This is a genomic window from Hahella sp. HNIBRBA332 (genome assembly GCF_030719035.1).
GTDB lineage: Bacteria > Pseudomonadota > Gammaproteobacteria > Pseudomonadales > Oleiphilaceae > Hahella.
On the sequence record NZ_CP132203.1, the window covers coordinates 2,271,142 to 2,292,257 of the forward strand.

19 protein-coding genes are annotated in these 21,116 nt (G+C 55.0%); 7 read left to right on the plus strand and 12 right to left on the minus strand.

Annotation, left to right across the window (positions count from 1 at the left end):
- Positions 1-64: 64 nt before the first annotated feature.
- The 3 genes from O5O45_RS10525 (at position 65) to O5O45_RS10535 (ending at position 2,253) form a co-directional block, all read left to right on the plus strand.
- Positions 65-685: a TetR/AcrR family transcriptional regulator gene (locus tag O5O45_RS10525; RefSeq protein WP_305905174.1), complete on the plus strand. Its 621-nt coding sequence runs from the start codon at positions 65-67 to the stop codon at positions 683-685.
- Positions 686-797: 112 nt separating this feature from the next.
- The gene (locus tag O5O45_RS10530; protein ID WP_305905175.1) at positions 798-1,370 is read left to right on the plus strand and encodes a TetR/AcrR family transcriptional regulator; all 573 of its coding nucleotides are present in this window, start codon (positions 798-800) and stop codon (positions 1,368-1,370) included.
- 52 nt (positions 1,371-1,422) lie between these two features.
- Entirely contained in the window at positions 1,423-2,253 is an 831-nt protein-coding gene (locus O5O45_RS10535) for an SDR family oxidoreductase (protein WP_305905176.1), read from the plus strand.
- A 33-nt stretch (positions 2,254-2,286) separates the two neighbouring features.
- Here the strand turns inward: O5O45_RS10535 and O5O45_RS10540 are convergent, their stop codons facing one another.
- From O5O45_RS10540 to O5O45_RS10550, 3 genes are all read right to left on the minus strand, one after another.
- Positions 2,287-3,459, minus strand: coding sequence for a serine hydrolase domain-containing protein (locus tag O5O45_RS10540; RefSeq protein WP_305905177.1), 1,173 nt, complete (start codon positions 3,457-3,459; stop codon positions 2,287-2,289).
- A gap of 446 nt (positions 3,460-3,905) precedes the next feature.
- Complete coding sequence (locus tag O5O45_RS10545) at positions 3,906-5,900, minus strand: galactose oxidase-like domain-containing protein (protein WP_305905178.1); 1,995 nt, start codon at positions 5,898-5,900, stop codon at positions 3,906-3,908.
- A 240-nt stretch (positions 5,901-6,140) separates the two neighbouring features.
- Positions 6,141-6,545, minus strand: a complete 405-nt coding sequence (locus tag O5O45_RS10550; protein WP_305905179.1) for an acyl-CoA thioesterase — start codon at positions 6,543-6,545, stop codon at positions 6,141-6,143.
- Between the two features lie 347 nt (positions 6,546-6,892).
- Here O5O45_RS10550 and O5O45_RS10555 point away from each other — a divergent pair, with 347 nt between their 5' ends.
- Together O5O45_RS10555 and O5O45_RS10560 are read left to right on the plus strand one after the other, a co-directional pair.
- Positions 6,893-7,252 (plus strand): MerR family transcriptional regulator, encoded by a 360-nt coding sequence (locus O5O45_RS10555; RefSeq protein ID WP_305905180.1) that lies wholly within the window; start codon positions 6,893-6,895, stop codon positions 7,250-7,252.
- 73 nt (positions 7,253-7,325) lie between these two features.
- The gene (locus O5O45_RS10560; protein WP_305905181.1) at positions 7,326-7,904 is read left to right on the plus strand and encodes an NAD(P)H-dependent oxidoreductase; all 579 of its coding nucleotides are present in this window, start codon (positions 7,326-7,328) and stop codon (positions 7,902-7,904) included.
- Positions 7,905-7,912: 8 nt separating this feature from the next.
- On the opposite strand, the gene O5O45_RS10565 is transcribed toward O5O45_RS10560, so the two are convergent.
- Positions 7,913-8,536 (minus strand): rhomboid family intramembrane serine protease, encoded by a 624-nt coding sequence (locus tag O5O45_RS10565; RefSeq protein WP_305905182.1) that lies wholly within the window; start codon positions 8,534-8,536, stop codon positions 7,913-7,915.
- Positions 8,537-8,956: 420 nt separating this feature from the next.
- Between O5O45_RS10565 and O5O45_RS10570 the strand changes: the two genes are divergently transcribed.
- Both O5O45_RS10570 and O5O45_RS10575 read left to right on the plus strand, forming a co-directional pair.
- Complete coding sequence (locus O5O45_RS10570) at positions 8,957-10,345, plus strand: undecaprenyl-phosphate glucose phosphotransferase (RefSeq protein ID WP_305905183.1); 1,389 nt, start codon at positions 8,957-8,959, stop codon at positions 10,343-10,345.
- Between the two features lie 73 nt (positions 10,346-10,418).
- Positions 10,419-11,951, plus strand: coding sequence for a hypothetical protein (locus O5O45_RS10575; protein ID WP_305905184.1), 1,533 nt, complete (start codon positions 10,419-10,421; stop codon positions 11,949-11,951).
- A 141-nt stretch (positions 11,952-12,092) separates the two neighbouring features.
- Here the strand turns inward: O5O45_RS10575 and O5O45_RS10580 are convergent, their stop codons facing one another.
- The 8 genes from O5O45_RS10580 to O5O45_RS10615 all read right to left on the minus strand — a co-directional run bounded on the left by O5O45_RS10580 (position 12,093) and on the right by O5O45_RS10615 (position 21,081).
- On the minus strand, positions 12,093-13,208 hold the full coding sequence (locus O5O45_RS10580; protein ID WP_305905185.1) for a hypothetical protein: 1,116 nt from the start codon (positions 13,206-13,208) through the stop codon (positions 12,093-12,095).
- A gap of 377 nt (positions 13,209-13,585) precedes the next feature.
- Positions 13,586-14,068 carry a glycosyltransferase gene (locus tag O5O45_RS10585; protein WP_305905186.1) on the minus strand — a complete coding sequence of 161 codons (483 nt, stop codon included), beginning with the start codon at positions 14,066-14,068 and terminating at the stop codon, positions 13,586-13,588.
- Positions 14,065-14,508: a glycosyltransferase family 28 protein gene (locus O5O45_RS10590; RefSeq protein ID WP_305905187.1), complete on the minus strand. Its 444-nt coding sequence runs from the start codon at positions 14,506-14,508 to the stop codon at positions 14,065-14,067. Before O5O45_RS10590 ends, O5O45_RS10585 begins: the two co-directional genes overlap by 4 nt.
- 2 nt (positions 14,509-14,510) lie before the next feature.
- Positions 14,511-15,620 carry a glycosyltransferase family 4 protein gene (locus tag O5O45_RS10595; RefSeq protein WP_305905188.1) on the minus strand — a complete coding sequence of 370 codons (1,110 nt, stop codon included), beginning with the start codon at positions 15,618-15,620 and terminating at the stop codon, positions 14,511-14,513.
- The gene (locus O5O45_RS10600; RefSeq protein WP_305905189.1) at positions 15,617-16,690 is read right to left on the minus strand and encodes a polysaccharide pyruvyl transferase family protein; all 1,074 of its coding nucleotides are present in this window, start codon (positions 16,688-16,690) and stop codon (positions 15,617-15,619) included. Before O5O45_RS10600 ends, O5O45_RS10595 begins: the two co-directional genes overlap by 4 nt.
- Positions 16,691-16,694: 4 nt before the next feature.
- Positions 16,695-17,954 (minus strand): glycosyltransferase family 4 protein, encoded by a 1,260-nt coding sequence (locus O5O45_RS10605; RefSeq protein WP_305905190.1) that lies wholly within the window; start codon positions 17,952-17,954, stop codon positions 16,695-16,697.
- Entirely contained in the window at positions 17,951-19,579 is a 1,629-nt protein-coding gene (locus O5O45_RS10610; RefSeq protein WP_305905191.1) for a lipopolysaccharide biosynthesis protein, read from the minus strand. Before O5O45_RS10610 ends, O5O45_RS10605 begins: the two co-directional genes overlap by 4 nt.
- Positions 19,576-21,081, minus strand: a complete 1,506-nt coding sequence (locus O5O45_RS10615; protein WP_305905192.1) for a hypothetical protein — start codon at positions 21,079-21,081, stop codon at positions 19,576-19,578. The genes O5O45_RS10610 and O5O45_RS10615 overlap by 4 nt, the downstream gene beginning before the upstream one ends.
- Positions 21,082-21,116: the final 35 nt, after the last annotated feature.

Below are 21,116 nucleotides of genomic sequence, written 5' to 3' on the forward strand. Positions count from 1 at the left end.
GTAACTCCTTGCTCATCGTTGGAACGGTATCGTATCATCGATAAAACCTTACTAGAGATGATCAATGGAACGCAACCGTATCGACGAAAATAAAAAACGCCGTCGCCCTTCCGGGGCGGCAGTGAAGCAGGAGGCGGTCACTCAGGCGATTGAGCGGGCTTTATTCCAAGTGTGGGCTAAAACAGGTTATGCGGCGCTAACCATGGAAGCGGTGGCGAAGCAAGCGGGAGTGGGCAAGGCTGCAATCTATCGGCGCTGGCCATCGAAACTGGCGATGGTGAATGATGTTCTTACCCGTGTAGGAACCAGCCTGGCGGTAGCGCCAGACACGGGTAACTTGCGCAGTGATATCCTGGCGCTTTTAAAGAGTTTACGGCGGCTCCTGAGACACCCTCTTGTCTCTCGCATACTTCCGGACCTTCACGCAGAGATGCCGCGAACGCCGGAACTCGCCGCCGCCATCCGATCGGAGTTGCAGGTGCAACGAAGAGCGCGAGCCAAAGAAATACTGAACCGCGCCAACGCTCGTAATGAGCTATCTGCGGATACTGATTTTGATATCGCGGCGGACATGTTTGGCGCACTTATTTACTGGCGCATGATCATTACTCGACAGAAGGCCGATAACGCCTATTTAGATCGTCTAACGGATGTAATTGTAAAAGCGTTGACCAGATCGAATTGAAAATGGCGGGCTCGCTTGAAAAAACCTTCTGAACAAGAGCACGCTCATGGCGTACAAAAAAACACACAAACCCATCTTGTAACCGAAATTATATTCGCTTATATTGCCGATCATGAAACCAAAAGATGAAAAAAAACTGAATGCCGTGATAGCCGCCACCTGCCGATTGGCGACGGAGCGCGGTTTGTTTGGCTTGACTCTGGCGCAAATCGCCAAAGAAGCCGGTATTGGAACCAGCACTTTGTACATTTACTTCAGCGACAAAGAGAGCTTGTTCAATGAGGTATATCGCCGAGCCAAGCGGGAAGCCCTGGACTTCTACAGTACGGGTATCGATCATAACCTTCCATTGAAAGGACGAGTGCGCAGCATATGGAATAAGATGCTTGATCATCGCCTGCGCCGCTTTGACCAGGTTACTTTCATGGAACAATTTGTCGGTTCGATTTTTATGACTGATGAAAGTCGCGCCTTTGTCGATAGACACAGCGAAGGGCTGTTGCAGATCGTTATTGAAGGACAGACAGAGGAGATTATTAAGATGGCGCCTATTCCGTTCATAAGCTCCTTTTTCTTTGGTTCGATCCGCGAGACTGCTCGCCTTATTCGGGCTGGCGTGGTCGCCGACTCGGAAGAAAATCGCGAGATTGCATTCCAACTTTGTTGGGACGGCATACGAATCTGATATTTTTTTGCCATTTAACCGAATATATATTCACTTATAAGAGAGATGCATTATGACCACTGAAACCTCCCCCGTCGTCCTTATCACTGGCGCTTCAAGCGGAATCGGCCAGGCAACGGCCGTTAAGTTCGCTGAACAAGGCTGGAATGTCGTGGCGACTATGCGCAACCCGACTGATGGCAAGGCGTTGCAAAATAGGCATCACAGCATAAAGGTGCAACCGCTTGACGTGACAGACCCCGTCACCGTTGAGGCGGCCGTCGCGGAAACTCTCCGTCAATTCGGGCGTATCGATGCTCTCATTAATAATGCAGGTTATGGCTTGTTTGGCCCTTTTGAAACAGCCGGCGATGACCAAATCCGCCGTCAGTTCGCAACCAATGTTGATGGGGTCTTCGCGCTAACTCGCGCAGTTTTGCCGACGATGAGAAATCAACGGAGTGGTTCGATTATCAATGTCGCCTCTTTAGGCGGAATCATTCCTCTGCCATTTTTCTCACTTTATAACGCCACCAAGTTTGCAGTGGTTGGCTTTACTGAGGCTTTGTCCTATGAACTGGCGCCCTTTGGCATTCGAGCAAAGACGATTGCGCCTGGTGGCGTGGCTACTGATTTTGCCGGTAGATCCATGGAGCGGACCTTTGAAAGCGGAGAGAGCCCTTATAGCGAGACACTTACCAAGGCGCTAACGGCTATGAGTCAACGTCGTGGAAATTACTCCACGCCTGAGTCAGTAGCAGAGGTAATTTACACAGCGGCTACTGATGGGACAGGCAAAGTCATGTATCTCGCGGGACCGGACGCGGAACAGGGATTTGAAATGAACCGGAGCCTCTCTGAGGCAAAGAGACTGGAGATGGTTCGGCAGCATGCCGGTCTATGATAAGACATACGGAGGAAGGAGCGCCTTTATATTTCAAGCGGTAAGAGAGGCTCCCACCAACAGCTCCTCCACCAGCGCGCTCCGAAACGATTCGCCGTCTTCATCGAGTTCCGAGTTGATCAGAACGAGCACGCCGTGGCTCAGGTCTTCGGTCAGAACCAGGATATTGGCGGCGCCCAGATCTCTGCCGCTGTGTCCTACGAATTGGCGTTCATTAACGCCTTCCGTGGTCCAGCCCAGGCCTTGATAGGGGTATACGGTGGATTTGACTTGTCGCCGCAGCATTTCCCTGGGGGCTGTTGGCGACAGGATTTCTCTACTGTTTTCGCCGCCGATCATGGCGCGGACGGCGTGACCAAGATCTTCCACCGAACAGCGAAGCATGCCGGCGGGAACATCCGGATAGCCTTGTTGCGGGAGTTCTACGAAGTCGCCGTTTTCATAGTCATAAGGTTTAGCGAGCACGTCAGGACCGAACTGTCGCAGGTACCAGTGGGCGTTCCAGATTCCGAGAGGTTCAAGCACATTTCTTTCCACATAAGAAGCAAAGGGCTGGCCGCTGACGCACTCGATCACATATCCCGCCAGCGCCATCGCCACATTGCAGTAATCCCACTTTTGTCCCGGCCGCGCCCGGCTATAAGATCCCTCAGGCGTGTAGGCGTCCCCTCCTTTCACCAGATAATTTTTTAGAAAACTGTCCAGACTCTGTCTAGGATCGCCCTCGTAGGAAGGGCTGCCATGCCCTTCATCGGAAATGCTGGAAGTGTGCGTGAGGAGTTGACGGGGCGTTATCACGTCTTGCGGACGATGTGGGTTTCTAACTGCAAAGTCGATGTGCTCGTTGACATCACCGTCCAGATCGAGCCTTTCACGCTCAAATAACTGCACCAGCGCGGTGGCGGTGAATAATTTGCTGATTGAGGCCAGATGCATGGGCGTGTCGACAGTGAGCTTGCGCCCCTTGCCGATATCGGCGAAACCAAAGGACGCGGAATAAACCGCGCCGCGGTCTTTGGACATGATCGCCACGGAAGCGCCCGCCACATGAGCGGCATGCATGCGCGGTTGAATGGTGGATTCAAATTGCTCCCGCCACGTATCGAAAGAACGCAAGGGGCCATGGGTGGAGTTCGCGAAGGTGAATTGAGGAGCGATCAGACCCGCTATTCCCATTTTGAGCAAAGAACGTCTAATTAAAATCATGGATAGTCCCCTTATATATGTTGTTGTGCGGAGGCCTCATTAGAAAGTTCATGCCCGCTAAAAACAAATATAATATCTCTCTTTATCTATACTTTTTTGCACTTATACAGACTGATACATTTTCTAATGAAGATGTCGAGTTTGGCTGTCGTCACAAAGTATTTCTCCATCTCTCGCACCGCCGGTGTAGAGACTTAAGCAACGCATAACTTTGTATATGTTAATCAATTAATTGCAACATGTTCTTTATAAATTAAGTGAAGTTTTAGAAATAGCTGGCGTTGATTGTTTCGCGAATTTATTAACAATATTCACCTACAAACAGATACAAAGATTGCCTATTAATCCTCATTAAGAAAAAAGGCCAGTATATTACTGACCTTTGCTGCATTTTATTTATTTAGAAATAAACAAAATAAGAACCAGTAAACACGCCTCAAGGGCCCTTAAAGCGAATTATCCAACTTCACCATTTTGGCTTCAGAAGGCACGCCGTTCTCGTTGAGCGCGAACAGCATGTAGTAGCCTGGAGGCGCGATATTGGAGTTCAATGGCGTGGTCAATCGGTAATAATTACCGCCCAGGGCGTTCAGGTCCAATTCGATGCGTCGTTGATCGGTATTGGATGAATGGGTGACCGCGGACAAACGGATCAGCGCAACAGAGCTAATGGCCTGTTCAGAGCTAATGTCGAAATCCTTGTTATAGCCGATTTTTCCGTTGTACCCGGTCGGTCCATTGGTGACAAGGCTGACTTCAGGGCGATCGCCCTTAAACAGGTATGGAGGGCTGTAGATTTCCGCCGTGGTGTAGTTGAATTCGCAACCTACGCCACAGGCGCCGCCGCCGGCGACCCAGATTCGTCCATCAGGAAGCAGCACTGCGGTCGAATGGTAGTTCCTGGGGTCTTTATGCGGAGCGACTTCCGTCCATGCGTCATTGACCGGATCGTATATTTCCGGCGTATACACCGCTTCGCTGGTATCGAACAGGTGGCTGTCCCGGGAACCGCCTACCGTAAAGACGCCGCCATCCGGCATCACTACGGAGTTGGCGTAATACCTGGGATGATGCATGTTTTCCTTGCGAATGGACTCACCGGTTTTCAGGTCAATTTCATAGACGGAATACAGTGACTCACTGACATTAATTTCCGCCTGATCATCTTTATAGTCTTCAACCCCGAACCTGGCGTTTCCACCCATTAGCAGCAGCTTATCCCCGCTGTACTGCACATTGGCAGCGCCCTGAATGTACTTCGGTCCATCCTCACGTCCCAGGCCGGTCAGCGTGGAGCTACCCTCGCCTTCGACAGTGTGACGAGTGAAGTTTTTATAAGGCGCATACTCCAGAATGCTACCGTCATGCATGACGGCGAGTTTACGGTAATACTGCCCACGGGCCAGGCCGTAATCACTGTTTTGTCTGCCGTCGATATCAATCACAGTGGATATCTTCTCGTAACCAATATCCCTGGTATTGCTCAAATACCTGAAACTGCGGGTGTCTGGATTCCAGATTTCTCCCTTCATATTTTCAAAGAAAGAATTTGGGTTGATAGAACCGTCCCCGTCGCCGCCGGTTGTAAAGACGGAGCCGTCGCCCAGAATAACGGCGCTGTTGTACCAACGCGCTTTCACCAGATCGTTTTCCCGGTTCCACTTGTTGGTGTCTGAGTTATAGGTCACCACATATTTGCGTTTGGACTGGTCGCCTCCGCCGCCCATAATCAGCAAGGAACCATCCCGGTCCATGACCGTGGCCGGACAGAACATCTCATAGGTATCTTTCACTACATATTGAGAAAGCGCGCCATCTTTGGGATTGAACGTGCCGGTATAGGTGACGTCATCGCCATGAAAACTGATCGGCGTGGACCCCGACCAGAACACCAACTGCCCGTTGGGTAGAATCGCCGACGCAATCGCCACCAGACCAAGATCGAAAGTATCGCTCCATTCGCCGACTACTGTTTTGGCGGCCGGTTTGAGGTCGAATTTTTCATTATCTCCTGTGCTACAGCCGAACTGCATCAGCTTCGCCCCAACCGTGAATCGGTTGCCTGCAATATTCAGGCAAAGATTCGTTCCCGCCTCGGTTATCCGATAACCGTCCCTTAAAGGCGCTATATTCAGCGGCCTGGAGGCTTGGCAATCGCCCAGTTTGACGTCGGTTCCGGCAGTACCGGGGACATTCAGGCAGTATTCCCGGTCCTCAACCGTGGTGGTCAGTCGATAGCTCCCGTCAGGGTTCTGGTGAGCATTCCACAACAGGGAATCCGCAGAGCAGGCCAACTGAACCAGTCCCATCGTTGCGTTGCTTTGAAAGCACAGCCCACTGTCCTTGCCGGCAAGGTTAAACAAGCCGGCCGGTATGTCAGCAAACGCCATCTGGGAGGTCACAGCTATGCCCGTACCTACAATAATTTCACGTATTCTCACGTGTACTTCTCCAAATAATTAACTTCTTAGGTTTCTCATGCAGCTTGTTGTTTTTATTGACTAACATGAGCTCCTGTTAGAAGAGCGTCTGGAGAATTGGTTCAATTATTTCGATTAAAATAATCGATTAACTTGAAAAGTTGGGTAAGCGAGTCGGCCCTGACTGCCCATGTTACGCCAAAGCGTAGAACGCCACTCACAGCCAGTGCGCGGGCCAACCTGCAGAATTGCGTTCTGAACCTAAGGCATGCTTAAGGCTTCCCGCAGACGCTCTGGAAGCGGGACGGGCCTTTTGCTTTCTGGCGATACGGCGACCTGGGTTAAGGTTGAGCGGAAGGTTACTTCGTTGGCATGGTTACGGGCTTCAACCAGAAAGCTGAATGAGGTGGTGGTTAACTCTTTGCAGCTGACGGCAATGTCTATGACGTCATCCCAGGCCATGGGCGCCAGAAACTCAATGGAAAGCGCTCGCGCTGGCGGCAGAATATCCATCGCCAATATCTCGCGGACTCCCGGCGCGCCGAGCTTATAGGTCAGGAAGTCGTGCACGGCTTCTATCACGAAGTACGAGATACGGGGCGTATAGACAATGCCGGCCGGGTCGCAGTCGCCAAACAGTATCCTGCGTTGGGTGGTAAAACTCATGGGGTTCACTCGCTCGTTATTTTTTCCGTTATCTTTTCGTCGCGCAGACGCCCTGCTCGCAATCTCCGCTTTCGCCCTCATATTATGCGCGAACAGCCACTTTTAAAGTACGAACAGCCACTTTTAAAGTACGAACGACCATTTTATTAACGTGGCAATGATATTGGCATGTTAACAAAGAGGCGCAAGGATGCGCCTGCGCGGCGGCCAGCCGCGGGAGGCAGGGCCTGACATGCGCAGGACCTGTCGTTGCAGACAAATAGAAGGAAGCTATTTGTCCGCCTGATGAATAAGTACGAATAACCCATAGTACGCGCTATCAATTAGATTTCAGGAGACGGCTCTGCATGTATATTGGCAAATTAGCGAAACTGACAGGAACCACGCCGAAGGCCATTCGCCACTATGAATCTCTGGGGCTGTTGCCGGAGCCGCAACGCAAAGAGAAATACCGCATTTACTCTGACGATGACGTGGAGGCGGTTACGCTGATCAAGCAGGCCCAGTCTCTCGGATTTAAGTTGTCCGAACTGAAAAAGCTGGTTGAAGGCATTAATGTGTCCGACGGTTTTCCCTTCGACGCGGCGATCGCCATGGTCAAATTGAAACGGGATGTTCTACACAAGGAAATGAAGGCGATTCAAAGTCTGGACAAGCGCCTCAGGCAACTTCAGGAAGACCTGCAAAACTCCTCTTGTCGTTGTTGACTCTGCCCCTAGGGACAGGGTTTAGCATCTGCGCCGTCAAACGGGTTTCTGATTAAGTGTTTGGAGGTTGTAGATGAAAAAAATACTGGTGCTCAACGGCAGTCCTAAAAACGACGGCTTCGCTTGCGCCTTGTCTCAGCACTACGCGACGGCGGCAAACGAGGCGGGTTTCCCCGTCACGCACGTGAATCTGCGGGATTTGGAGTTTGACCCCAATCTGGCGACGGGGTATGACGCCATCATGCCGCTGGAGCCGGATTTATTGCGACTGCAGGAGCAGGTTCTGGATGCCGATCATCTGGTATTCGCCTACCCGGTCTGGTGGGGATCGGTTCCGGCTTTAATGAAAGGCGTGTTGGACCGCATTCTATTGCCGGGCTTCGCATTCCGCTTTGAAGAAGGCGCGTCCTTTCCCCAACAACTACTGGCGGGCAAAACCGCGCGCCTGCTGGTCACCATGGATACGCCCCCCTGGTACTACAAGCTGGTTTATGGCGCGCCCAGCCATAAGATGATGAAGAAAACGGTGTTGGAATTCTGCGGCGTCAAACCGGTGAAAATCAGCGAATTCGGACCGATCGTCAAGTCCACTCATGACCTCCGCCGTCGCTGGTTGGAGCAGACATGGCAGTTGGCGACGGCGGGGAGATGAAACTTATGTCATCGCCTTATGTCAGCCTCATTGCTCAAAAAAAAGAATAACGGCTGGAGAGGAACGGGATCAGGCAATACCACCAATAGCATAATAACCAGGACGGCACTCGCCATTGCGACGACGCATGCCAGACTGATTCGGGACAGTTGGCGGGCGTCGCGGGGAATCAGCAGGGCTCCCAGAATCAGACCGGTAATGAGCCCTCCCCCATGGGCGGCGTTGTCGATGCCGTCCACCAGGAAACCGAAGACGATAGTGAACAGAGAAAAAATGACGGCGCCGAAGAAAACCCAGCGGAACTCAATCAAGGGCACGCGGGTTCTATTCAGCCAGAGATAACTGAGTAACGCGCCATACACACCGAATATGCCTCCCGAAGCGCCTGCGGAGACGACGCTGATAACATGGAAAGTGAGTGAAAACAGATTGCCGACGACCCCTGACGTTATAAAGATGAGTAAAAAACGCATCGGGCCATACATGCGCTCCACCCATTGTCCTCCATCCCACAACGCCCAGACGTTCAACGTCAGGTGGATGATGCCGAAGTGGAGGAAAACCGCCGTAGCGAGCCGCCACCATTGCCCGTTCTGAGTCGCCGGGCTGAAGTTGGCGCCCCACTGCAACATGACATGACTCGGGACATGCCAAAATTCACCGTTTTTTAACCATATAGAGACAAAAACGAGTATAATCCCGAGAATGATTATCATTGAAGTGTAAGTAACGGCGACTCTTTCTTTTAGCTGTTCATAGAAAGAAGGCATGGACGCGCTGGATTCCCTGCGAAAGTTTTTAACTTATTGAAATTAAAAGGACATATTGGCTCGGTATATATGGAAACTAACATACCCCGGGCGCAGACGCACGTTAACACGATGAATAGAAACAGGCATTCACTGCGGCGCCTGACGCCGCCTTTTTGGGGCCCGCGAACATTTGTTCCAAGCCCTCCCACCACCGGACCCTAGAGGAGACTGACGCTCTTTCAGTAAGACAAAGAACCAAGGAAGTAAAGGATTAGATGTACACAAGGATTAGAGGTACACATGGACAACCTGCAACGATCAATGAAGATCGGCTTTGGCCGGAAAAATCTGCATCAATTTTGCGAGGCGCTGTTGGATCCCCTCGCCCTGTTCATCAGCATATTACTGGTGAGTTATTTATTCGAAGACGCGATTGAAGCGCCGTCGATGATCTCCGCCTTATTTGCATTCTGCGTCGCCTTCCCTGGGCAATCGCGACTACACCAACCCTTGAGTCGTTGTCTCGTCGACATATTACTGGGCTGGTTCGTCATCGCCTTTCTGATTTTATCTTTAGGCTACGCCACGCGGTCAATAGACTTATTCTCCCTGTCCACCATCCTCCACTGGCTGTGGATCGGTCCCGCCATGCAAGTCAGCGCGCATTTGGCGTTCCGCTATTTCACAGTGTTGCTGCAACTGCGCGGCGATCGACAGAAAGTGGTCATCGTGGGCATGAACGAACAGGGACTGGAACTGGCCAAGCGCCTTTCCCGCAGCCCCTATTACAACGTCGAAATACTGGGCTTTTTCGACGACCGAACGGTGGATCGTCTGCCCAAAGGCGCCGACTGGCCGGTGCTGGGGGATTTTTCTGAGTTATACGGATACTGCAAGGCGCAGCGCGTGAACAGTATCTACCTGTCGCTGCCCATGACGACGCAGCCTCGCATTCTCGCGATTCTCGACAGCCTCGGCGACACTACCGCATCGGTTCTGTTTATTCCCGATATGTTCGTGACCAAGCTGATCCAGGGCAATGTCTACCAGGTCACTGGCATGCCGGTCGTGTCCGTCTGCGATACGCCGTTCCGCGGCGTCAACGGATTAATCAAGCGCTGGAGCGATATTGTTCTCTCCTCGCTGATCCTGGTGATGATCGCGCCGCTGTTGGCGGTAATCGCGGTGATGGTGAAAGTCAGTTCGCCCGGTCCCATCATATTCAGGCAGCGCCGTTACGGTTTGGATGGAGAGGAAATCATCGTCTACAAATTCCGCTCCATGACCGTCTGTGAAGACGGCGATGTCATAAAGCAAGCGCAAAACGGCGACAAAAGACTCACCCCGATCGGTGGTTTTCTGCGCAAAACCTCATTGGATGAACTTCCTCAATTCATCAATGTGCTGCAAGGCAGGATGAGTATTGTCGGCCCCCGTCCTCACGCGGTGGCGCACAACGAGCAATATCGCAAGCTCATCAAAGGCTATATGGTCCGCCACAAAGTTCGACCGGGCATCACCGGTTGGGCTCAGGTCAACGGTTTGCGGGGCGAAACACAAACCCTGGAGCGCATGCAGGCGCGGATCGAGTATGACCTCGACTACCTGCGCAACTGGTCGCTGGCGTTGGATCTGAAAATCATCCTGATGACTGTTGGCATGGTCTACAAGGATGAGTACGCATACTGAAACCGGAACCTGGAACATCACCCGGGCGCCGCGCAATGGATATTACCTCCCACTTAATTGAGAGATATTTGCAATGAAAGGCCTGTACATTAACGTTACCAACGCCAGAGCCGAGGTAGAGTTATTTTCTTCTTCGATTGGCGCACCAGCGGACATACATGAATTCGACTCCCCGCTTGGCGCCCGTATTTTAGTGGATGTGCATCGCGCCAATTGGCCGGAGGGCGTCGCTTACGCCGATGAGGCTTCACGCTCGCTGGCGGTGGGTTGCGGGCATTTCGTCTTCAACGGACGTTTGGGCAATATCGGTGAGTTCGCCCGCGCTTTTTTCCGGGCGGAGACGGAAGAGGAACGCACGGCGGTGTGTTCGCTGATCGAAGCCGGCAGTTACCTGTTCTATATCGAAACCGGCGGCGTGTACTATCTGGTGACGGACCCCTTCGCGCTGGTTCCGCACTTTCAGGATGTTCAGTCCGAGACACTGCGTGTCGCGCCGGCGCCTTGCTATATTGCTGACGGCAAGGACGTGGACCCTGTGCTGCAAAACATTCTGAATATCAAACGGCACCTGTTTGGCGGTTATACCTTGTTCAAAGGCATCGAGCGGCTGGAAGTGGGCGCGATTGTATCCCGGAGCCAGACGTCATTCTATTTCGACTACCTGAACGGTTCCGGCGACTTGCACAACGTCAATCAAAAGATGCGCAAAGGCATGGGGATCTTTGGCGACCGCAAAAAGATTCTGCCTTTGAGCGGCGGACTGGATTCCCGGTATTTGCTGTCTCTCGGCAAGACTCATTACGGTTACACCTACGGGCCGGCGAACACCGGCGATCGCCCTGTCGCTCGCAAGTTCGCCGGCTTCTTCGACGAGTACCGTGAGTTTTCCCTGCTGGATCTCAGTTATCCAAAGCTTTCACAACAGCTGGGCGAAAAGATGTTCAAAGGACTGGTGTCGCGCCCGCTTTCCGAGCTGCTGGTGGTGTATCGTCATTTTTACGAGAAATGGGGCGATGGCAATCTGTTCGTGGACGGCTACCTGGGCGGCACCTTGCAAAGGGGTTATTACTTTAACATTGAGTCCACCTGGGGGACCTTGTTCCGAATATTCCCTTCCCTGATGTTCCGCTTCATCACGCCGGAAGATCTGATTCGCTACCGTTACCGTCAGCTGGACTCCGCCGGCAAAGCCCTATTGCTGGAAAACTTCCATACCGCCACGGCCCGTTTCAACTGCGACGGCTGGAAGAAAATATTCCTGTATGAAGCGCTGTACGGGCGCAGCGGGCGCTGGATTACCCACGGCGGCTGCGTGATGGCCAGCCAGTTCTTCACGCCGGTGCAGCCCTTCGTCTTCTTCGACGTCTTCCGCACCTTCATGTCTCTGGACGTACGCAAGTTCAACAGCTTTTCCTTGCTCTCGCCCCTGTGGCGAACGCTGCCAAAAGGATTGAGCGACGTCGCCACCCTTGATCTATATCGGCCGCTCTGGCCCGCCATGCTGAATCGCTGCCTGCACGTAGCGTCAAGGACGACCGACAAACTTTCCCTCAGCAATCGCTTTGATAACTACAAGGAAGAATTGCCCAAGGTGCAGTGGGAGTGAGTTTAGTCGCGGCGGAAGTCAGGACCTAAGTGAAGCAGGCGAAATAAGTGAAGTAAGAAAAGTGAAGCAATATAGACGATACTGAATCGGTTCGCCGAGTCTGCCGAGGCCGGCTCGGCGAACCGTTAATGAATCCTTCCGTTAGTCCAACTCCAAACTGGGTCTTTTGGGAATCGCCATCCGGACTTTTTCCGGAATGGACGTATCGGGCTCGCAATCCGCAAGCGTATTGCAGCCAATCATTTTCATATCATCCCACTGAATCGTCAGCAGCCCACCGTTGGCGGTGACGTAATCAATCAACTCCGCAGAGGTATAGAGTTTCATGGGGCTGATAATGCTGATGCCATCCGGAGAGGGATCGAGAGGATGGCGGGTGTAGTTGTGAATGTCGAAAATGGTCTGGGGCGCTTGATTATCCAGCGCGGCGGTCATCTTGAAACGTCCGGTCTCCGCATCCCCCTCAATAAAGGTGTATTCAAGAGAAATCCACTGTCCCACGGGAACTTCAAAAGTCTGGTTTACTTCACGCCATAGCGCGTCGTCCCACTTCTGTGTGGTTTGATTATAGCTGCGCGCCCGCACAGCGAAGCGCAATTGGTTTTCGCCCTCCTTCACGCTAGGTTTATTGATATTCACGCTGACCACGAACGGATAAGGATCCCCGTCCCAGTGAGGATTATTCCACCAGGAAGACAGCGACAGCCAGTCAATGGTCTTCGGGTAGGTCCGCAGCATGCTGAAACTGTTGCTCAGATACATACGCACCAGCAGCTTTAATTCTTTAAAGCCGGTCTTGCCTGTGACATCCAGCTGCACTCTGCCTTTCTCGTTATTGACGTTGGGCTTTTTCAGTGCGAATGCGAGCACCTTATTGCTGGGGTTATCCAGCGCCGGCTGCACTTGCGCCCAACGTTCGGTGAGGTCGCCCCCTTCATAGTTGATGAACGCGCCGCCAAACCCCATGGTCGTTGTCTGTTCGCTGGTCCAGTTGCGCACGCAGGAAAACTGATTGGAGCTCAGTTTCGGTTCTGCGGTTTTACCTGGCTGGATTTCCTGAAAATACACACCTTCGTTAAAATCCGAGCTGAAAACGACTCTGTCTCCATCGTTACATGACCAGAACCAGTCCAGTTGCGGCGTTTCCGCTTGGACCGAATCAAGGGGCGGAAGCAAACACCCCAGAGTAGTAAGTAGAAGCGCCCGTCGTTTGAGAACGGTGGGCGGCATGATCAAAATGGCTGTCGGCCTGTCCATAGCGCTGTGACTCCTATTGGTTAGACTGACTATAAAGGGGGGCGCTGCTGTGCAGCGACCGAATACAACTTGGCAGTTAATTAACCAAAGGTTCATCCGCGACCACGGATATAAAAGGGCCCGATTGCAATGACGGGGACCTCCACAAATGCTGGGATAAGTCGAAGTCGTTCAGGCCCGATAATGCTTTTCCGGTTGGCCAGCCACTTCGCGGCGGACAACTGATGCTCTATACGGCGCTCGCCGGAAGACGCTTGCGCGGCTGCTCGATGAGCGGCGCTGCATCACGCCGGCGGGCGGATCTTGTTGAGGTGGCTGTAGGTTTCTCCTAGCGGAATGACTCCTGTTAGTTAGTCTGACCTTATTAATAGTAGTCGTCATTGCAAGGACTGAATGTAACGTGACAGCTTTTTAACCAAAGCGCCATCCGCCACTTCAGAGATCGCAGGGCCGGATTCCAGTTGCGCGCGTCGGTCCAGAATGCGCGGCAAATCCGCGGCCTCCCAGGCCACAATAATGCCTTTGCGGTTGGCCAGCCATTTCGCAGTAGCCAACTGATGCTCATTGCGATGCTCGCCCAGAGACGCTTTGCGCGGCATGATGATCACCGGCTTCCGCAAGTACATGGCGGTGATGATGGAGCCCATGCCCGCGTGAGAGACGATCAGCTCCGCCTCGCGCATGTAGTCGGTCACCTTTCCCGGAGCGAGAAAATCCGCGAACCCCATGTGTTGGGGCATGTATTCAGCCGGTCCAGTCTGCGCATAGACCACAACGTCCTGGTTGCGTCCCGCCCAGTCGTCCAGCGCGCTGATCATGCGATCAAACGCAAGTTGAGTGCCTACAGTTGCGAAAATCACAGCACGGCCCCCCAGTAGTGTGGCCCGCTGGGCTTGCTCAGATGCTCCCATTGGGTCAGCCAGACATGGGCCCACCTGCCGACTTTGGCGCCGGACTGGGACAAGGCTTCGCCATTGGCGATGCTGTCTATCCAGATGGTGCGCGCCCCTAAAAGCCGGCCATACAGGATAGCGGCGAATCCCGGCGCCGCGCCGGTGGTGACGACGATGTCCGGTCGGGTCTTGAGCATCACCAGCGCCACCTGCAGGAACATTTTCAGCAGCGCCAGTTTGTTCCACATGTTGGCGTCCTGCACGATAAAACAGGGCTCGTTCTGAGGCGAACTGTAGTCCTTTACGGTGGTCATCCATAACAGTTTGTGGTCCTCAAACGCGCCGCGCAGTCTTTGTAGTTGCACCCAGTGTCCCCCACCTGAGGCGACCAAAAGTATTTTTTTCATTTTTATTCTCCTGTCATTCCCTGAAAGTTCCTTTTTTGAGACAGATTTCCGGCCCTGGGCCGGTTGACGATGCTCAACCAAAGCTTCGCCAGTTTGGGGTACACCACATTTGCGGAAAAGGTATCCGCAAAGCTGGCGTGTCCCCTTGCCGCCAGGTCCGCGCGCGCGTCACCATCGCTGATCGCGTAACGCAAAGCCCGGCGCAATTCCTGAATATCCCCCGCAGGCGTCAACAGACCCCGGCCATCGCTTAATACATTGGCGATGCCTCCGACCGGCGTCGAAATCACACAACAATGGCGCGCCAGCGCCTCCAGAATAAACATCGGCATCGCCTCATCTCTGGAAGGCAGAACCGCTACGGCGGCGCGGTCCAGCAGATCCATCAGCGCCTGATGGGACAGCCCCCCTACGAATTCAGCGTTGCGCAACGCCTCTGGAACCACTCCCGCATCAATGACCGGGCCGGCGATGATCAGCTTCCAGGCGCCGACATTAAGCGTCGGATCGACCTCGCCCTCAGCCTGCAGTTCCTCCCAGGCCTGCACCAGCACATCCACGCCTTTGCGGTAGGTGACGCCGCCGCCAAATACCGCCAGATTCTCCTTATTCCCCGGCTTGCCGGTCGCCACCGCGTTGGGGATATACACGATGCGTTCCGGCTCCAGAGTCTGGGCCACGATAGCGCGGGTCTCTTCACTCAATACGTGAACATAGGTCGCCCGCGAAAGGACAAAACGCACCAGTTTCGGATAACGCCGACTGAACTCGGCGAAACGACTGCCGTGCAATTGCGCGACCACCCCAAATCCCAACCATTGCGCCAGGGTAAGCAAAGCGCCCTCACGCACGAAAGAACCGTCCTGGGACAGGTGCACGACCATGGCGTCTTTGTTTCTGCGTCCGCGCAAGCGCAGAATTTTCCAAACGGCGCTGAAAAACAGCCTCAGCGCCTTCACGCCTCTGGAGCCGTCCCGAGACGGGATCACTGCCACTTCGAGGTTCTCAAACGGCCAACTCAGATAGGCGTTGATCACCTGAGTCATTCCCCCCGCCACCTCGCCATGCCGCCCTACGTGCCACACCACAGGCGTCGCCCTGTTTACGCTCATGCTTCACGCCCCCGCACCGCCTCCACGAAAGACACCAGCTCTTTTCTGACCCCATCCAGGGACGCCCTGGCCTGCCCCAGCGTATTCAAATAGCTCTCCCGCTGTCGCAGCGTATCCTCCAGAAACTGACCGATGCGCTCCGGGGACCAGGTCGCGGCGCTTTGTCCCACGCCTTTCAGCCCGATAGCTTCGAAATGCCGGTCCACTTTACTGGAATTATCGGTGGTCAGGCCCGCCGGCGCGGCGCCTTCCGTATAGGCGGCGATGAGCACATGGAGACGGTCGCTCACCACCAGCGCTGCGCGTCGATAGACGTCCCGCAAACGCTGCTCCTGTTGCATATGGTCATGGCCGTCCCAGTCCAGCACCTGCCCGCCCAGGCTGCCGGCCAGTTCGCGGGAGCGCGCGGAGTCCATCAACACCTGGGTCACCGCCATGATTTCCAAGCGATGTTTCTCGGCGAAATCACGGACGGCCTTACGCCAGGCGTCGTTGGGCGCCGGTCGGTCGCCGCGCATGGAGACAATCAGATAGCGGCGGTTTTCCATGGAGGATATACGGCTGAGTTCGCCTCCCTCCGCGAACGCCAGATCCGGCATTACGCCGCCGTGTCCCAGGTATTGAAAGGAGCCTTGATCGCGCCAGTAAGTGAGATCGGAGACTTTCAACGAAGGCGTTATCAGACGGCGATAGAAACTGGAGAAATTACGCACTCCTGAGCCCAGACGAGCAACGCTGCCGCCTCGCGCCTTGAAGCGTTTCGCCATGGGCAGGACGCCGAGGTGCTCTTTCATGCCTTTCAAACTCAGTTGAATTTCCCCGGGCTTGAACAAATAGATGCTTTTCTGGCGCCGACTGGTTTCCATGCCGGCGCGATACCAGGACAGAAACGACGTATAGACGTGATCGTCCGGGCGCAACTGCAACGCCTCGGTATAGCCGGCGGGAGCGTCTCCGGTGAACACATGCAATCGCGAATCGCCCTGCAGCCATTTGGCCAACGGACGTCTCAGGATGATGTCGCCGATGTTCTGGTATTGACCGATGAGAGGTAAAAAAATCGGGGTCATGATTTCAACTTCCTTGCTTCAGAGCCTCGTGACAGGCTTTCTCATGGATGGCGAAGTAGGTCCCAGCCAATTTCCTTGCAATGACTGGATAGTCCCTGTGGGTTCTTAAATAGCGAATGGCGTTTTCCATTCGGCGGCGCCGCATTTCCGGCGTTTCTTTAAGCAACGTTTTCGCCGCTTCCGCAAACGCTTCGGCGGTGTACGGCGCGCATAGTCCTGCGCCGGATTGTTCAATCACCATTTGCTGGTCCGGGTTGTCGTTACAGACCACGGGCACGCCCAGCGCCATATATTCGATCAGTTTGGTCGGTGAAGAGCAGTCAAGCAGCTCGCCTCGGGGAATGGGCGACAAGCCCACTTCCGCCAGATGAATATAGCGCCAGGCTTCCTGAATCGGCAGCCAGCCGGTCCAGATCAGGATATCGTCGACGCCCAACTGGCGCGCCCGCTCCTGCAACCACGCCTTGTGCTGCTTATCGTTGGTGTCGCCGACGATAGCGACCACAATGTTGGGCAGGCGCCAGCGCAGCAGCGACGCCATTTCGAACAGGGTTTCGATGTTGCGAACGTAGTCCAGGCTGCCCAGATAGATCAGCGCGCGTCGCCCCTGCATGCGTTTATCGACAGAGACGTCGCCGACGGTGTCCGCATCGAATGCCGCGACAGAAGCCAGCATGCGCTCCAGATCCACGCCCATGGGAACCGCTGTCATGCGGTCCGTCGGCGCGCCCCGGCCCGTCATGTCCTGTTTCATTCGTTCCGACTGCACAAAGATATGGTCCGCCCGAGGCAGCACGAGGCGGTACAGAACAAAGCGTCCCAGCAGTCCGCGCAACAGCAAAGGCAGCGAAGCGAGCTTTTTCCAACCGCTGGCCCTGCGGGCCCGGTCTATCTGGCCTTCGGGATAGGGATAGGAGCACCAGTACAGGAACGGCATGCCTTTGAGCCGGGCGAAAATCAGCGCCATGAGCGCGATAAAGGGCATGTCCCGCACCTGTACGCCGTCATACCTGTCGCGCCCGGATTGCGCGAGAGCCTTGAACATATGCATGAACACAGCAAGATGTTTGAGTCGGCGCGGCGGGTCCGCCAGAATCGCCTCGCCGCCGCCCCAGACCTCCTCCTGCGCGCCCGGTTTGCGAAACGCGACAATGTCGGAATACACGCCGTAACGGGGTAAGCAGTCGCCAAACAGCAAGCCCACGTCCACCCGTCTGGCGGGAAACATTCCTGGCGTCAGATAAAGCAGTCTCATCGTTCTCATGCCGTGCGCGCGCCTCTCTTCACTAGCGATTTCAACAATCCTGTTTCCTCCGCCGTAAAAGGTCGGAGCAGCCACACCGACGCCACGAAGGCGCCGACGATCAACAATGAATAGCCCAGCATTGGAATAAGGCTGGAGCCGAGCACCGCGACGGAGACCGCCGGGCTGATCGCGCCGGGAATGATCGCCACCGCCATGGCCAGAATAAGTTTGGTCTGATTGAGCCAGTCGAAGACGTAATCGCAGCGCCGCCTGAGGCCCGCAATGATGAAGCTGTTGAACAGCACATGTCCGAGTCCGATAGCGATCACCGCCGCCCATACGCCAAAGCCCAGATGCAGTAGTCCCCAGAGACTGGGCAGCGTAATCAGTCCCAGCGCCGCGCCCCATTTACACAGGTTGGCCTGATCCAGCGTCACGGCGGCGGTTTCCAGTAAAAGCCGCTGACTGTAGGGAATCAGACACAACAGAAATCCGAAAAACAGGTAGCCGGAGTCGCTGAATTTGCCGCCGGAGATTAACTGAATGAGTTCGTCGCCGAATACCGCCGCCACGGACACCAAAGGCAACAGAATCACCAGACTGACTTTGCCGGCGGAATTGGTCAGGCGACTGAGTTCGGACGTGCCGCCGCCGTTGACGTAAACCGCCACCAGTTTGGGTCTGATCAAACTGAACAACAACGACGCCGGCAGATAGCGCGCAATCTGGTCATTCAAGGTGCGCAGGAATCCGAATATGGCGGAGGCTTCCGGTCCCAGGTATTTCTGCAACAGATTGACCAGCGCCTGGGGGCTGTACAGCAGAGTTAACAAGTGCGCGAAATACATGTGCAGGGAAAGCCACCATTGTTGGCGAATGGACGGCTCCGTCCACCCCGCCTCTCCCTGTAAACCGCGCATCGAACGGCAGAATCTGACCAGGCACGCCAGAGCGACGAGGGTTCCAAACGCGGACGCCGTCAGTTCAATCAGAACTACTGCGAAAAGCCCTGCTCCGGGTTGCGTCAACGCAGAGGAAGCCTCAGTTAAAAAACCTGGCATAAAACCGGATAAGAACGCTGCCGTCGACTGTGACGCATCGGAGGGGGCAAACCGCCATAGCGCCAGCAAGGCGATGAGATAGAGCATCTGTCGTCCCACCATGCTGGCGCGGATACCGCCCTGCAGCACCAATGGCCCGAGTACCGCCTCCCGCAGGAAACGGCCGACGCCTTCCACCAGAAAAACGCCCAGAAACACCAACGCGGCGGGACGGAACGCCTGTAGTCCCGCCCAGTTGAGATAAGCATCCATCAGCACCGCGAATAACAAGGCGCAGGCAATGAGCGCTGCGCTTTGCCATGCCACCACGCGGCGGCAGAACCGGATCAAACGTGGCCCGTCCGCCTTGAGACGATACTCGGGAAGCTGCCGCGCAGTGAGCCAGGCCAGCCCCAGTTGCGCCAGGGAGCGGCCGATTTCCGTCATGGCCAACAGGGTGACATAGGCGCCGTACTCCGTCACCGGCAGCAAACGCACCGTCACCAACAGAATGCCCAGGGTCAACAGGGCGGAGATGACTTTGCCGGACAAGAATTTTTTAGTGCCGGAAATCAGCGCCTGACGTGAATAAGGATGACTCATACCGCCTCCTCTGTACGTCGGGATTCGCGGTAAAGCCACGCCAGATACCCCAGCATGCCCCAGAACAGAATCTGAAAGGGCAAGCCCTCCAGCAAGGTGCTGCGATAGACCGGATAGATCATGAAAATACTTAGCGCCGCCTGAATGCCGGCGGCGTCCGCCATGATCCGGCGACCGAACCGCGCAGCGCGCAACCTGCCGGCGGTCAGCCAGGCCGACACTAATACGCCGTAGAACAGCAGGGAGCCTAGCAGTCCCTGTTCCCACAGCAAGGAAGACAATGCAGTGAGGCTGACGCCGAACCCTGGATAACGCAGCGCGATGGTCCCGCCGGTAGCGTCATGGGCGGAGCCGATGCCGCAGCCAAAAAAGAAAGAGATGGGATCATGCAGGCCTTGCTGATGAAACCAGAACAGCAGTCCGGTAAGGCGATTCAAATAGTAGCCGCCATAGCCCTTGTCGCCCATGTTGTAGGCCATGGTGTCGGACAGCATTTCCGACAGGCTCTGCGCCTTCACCAGTTGCAGATAGGCGTAGGCGGCGCCCAGTGTCAGCAGCGCGCCGACGATCAACGCCAACACCGCCAGATGGGGCTTTCTCAACAGCTCACGGCCATACAGAGTGACGAACATCAACGGCAGGAAAATCACCACGACCTTGGTTTCACCAAGGAACAGCGGCGTCAGCGCGAACAGTCCCAGGACGGCGAAGTGGCGCGGCGATATCAGTTTTTCACTGCGTCTGGCCAACAGGAAACCCAGGGCGATCACCAGAAAACTCGCCATTTCGGCGTTAGCGCCGCCGGCGTAGCGGGTTGCGCCGAAAGTGCCGGCCACCACGTCGATGGGGATCATGCCGGGATAGGCGTATTGCAGGCTTTCTCTGACAGGCACGAGCTTGAGCAGCTCATAGAGCGCGAACGGCAATTGCACGATCACCAGCGCGGCGAAAAGCCGCACCCAGCGATCCATGTCCTCACGGGAAAAACTCAACCAGGCCAGCGCGAAGCAGACGCCCATCACTTGAAAGTAGCGTTTGAATCCGCTGGCGAGTTCGAAGAGCGTCGATTGCGCCGCCCCGTTCAATAAGGCATAGCCAACAAACACCAGCGCCAGCCAGATGAACAGCGGCTGCTTCTCAGCGCTGGCGGGATTGAGCAGGCGTCGGGAGACGGCGCTGAGGAACAGGATCAGCCCCAGCACGGAAATGCCCCACACCGCTTTCTTGCTCAGGCCTTCCGCCCAGATGGGCGCCAATCCGGCTACGAACAACCCCAAAAACAGAATCAGCCACAGGGTGATGGCGGCGTTGGCGAACGCCAGCAGGCCGACAATCATGCCCGCCGCCAGCCCCGCCAGCAACAGGTTGCCGGTGGCGGCCACCATACCGAATACAACGGCGGCGGCCAGCGCTCCCAGAATGATCAGCGCCTCCACCCCATATCGCTCAAAAAATACAAACGCGCTGGCTGCGCCTGCTTGCAACTGCTGACTGAAAATCATCGAACATCCTTTCGATTAAATGTAAGAGTCCTTCC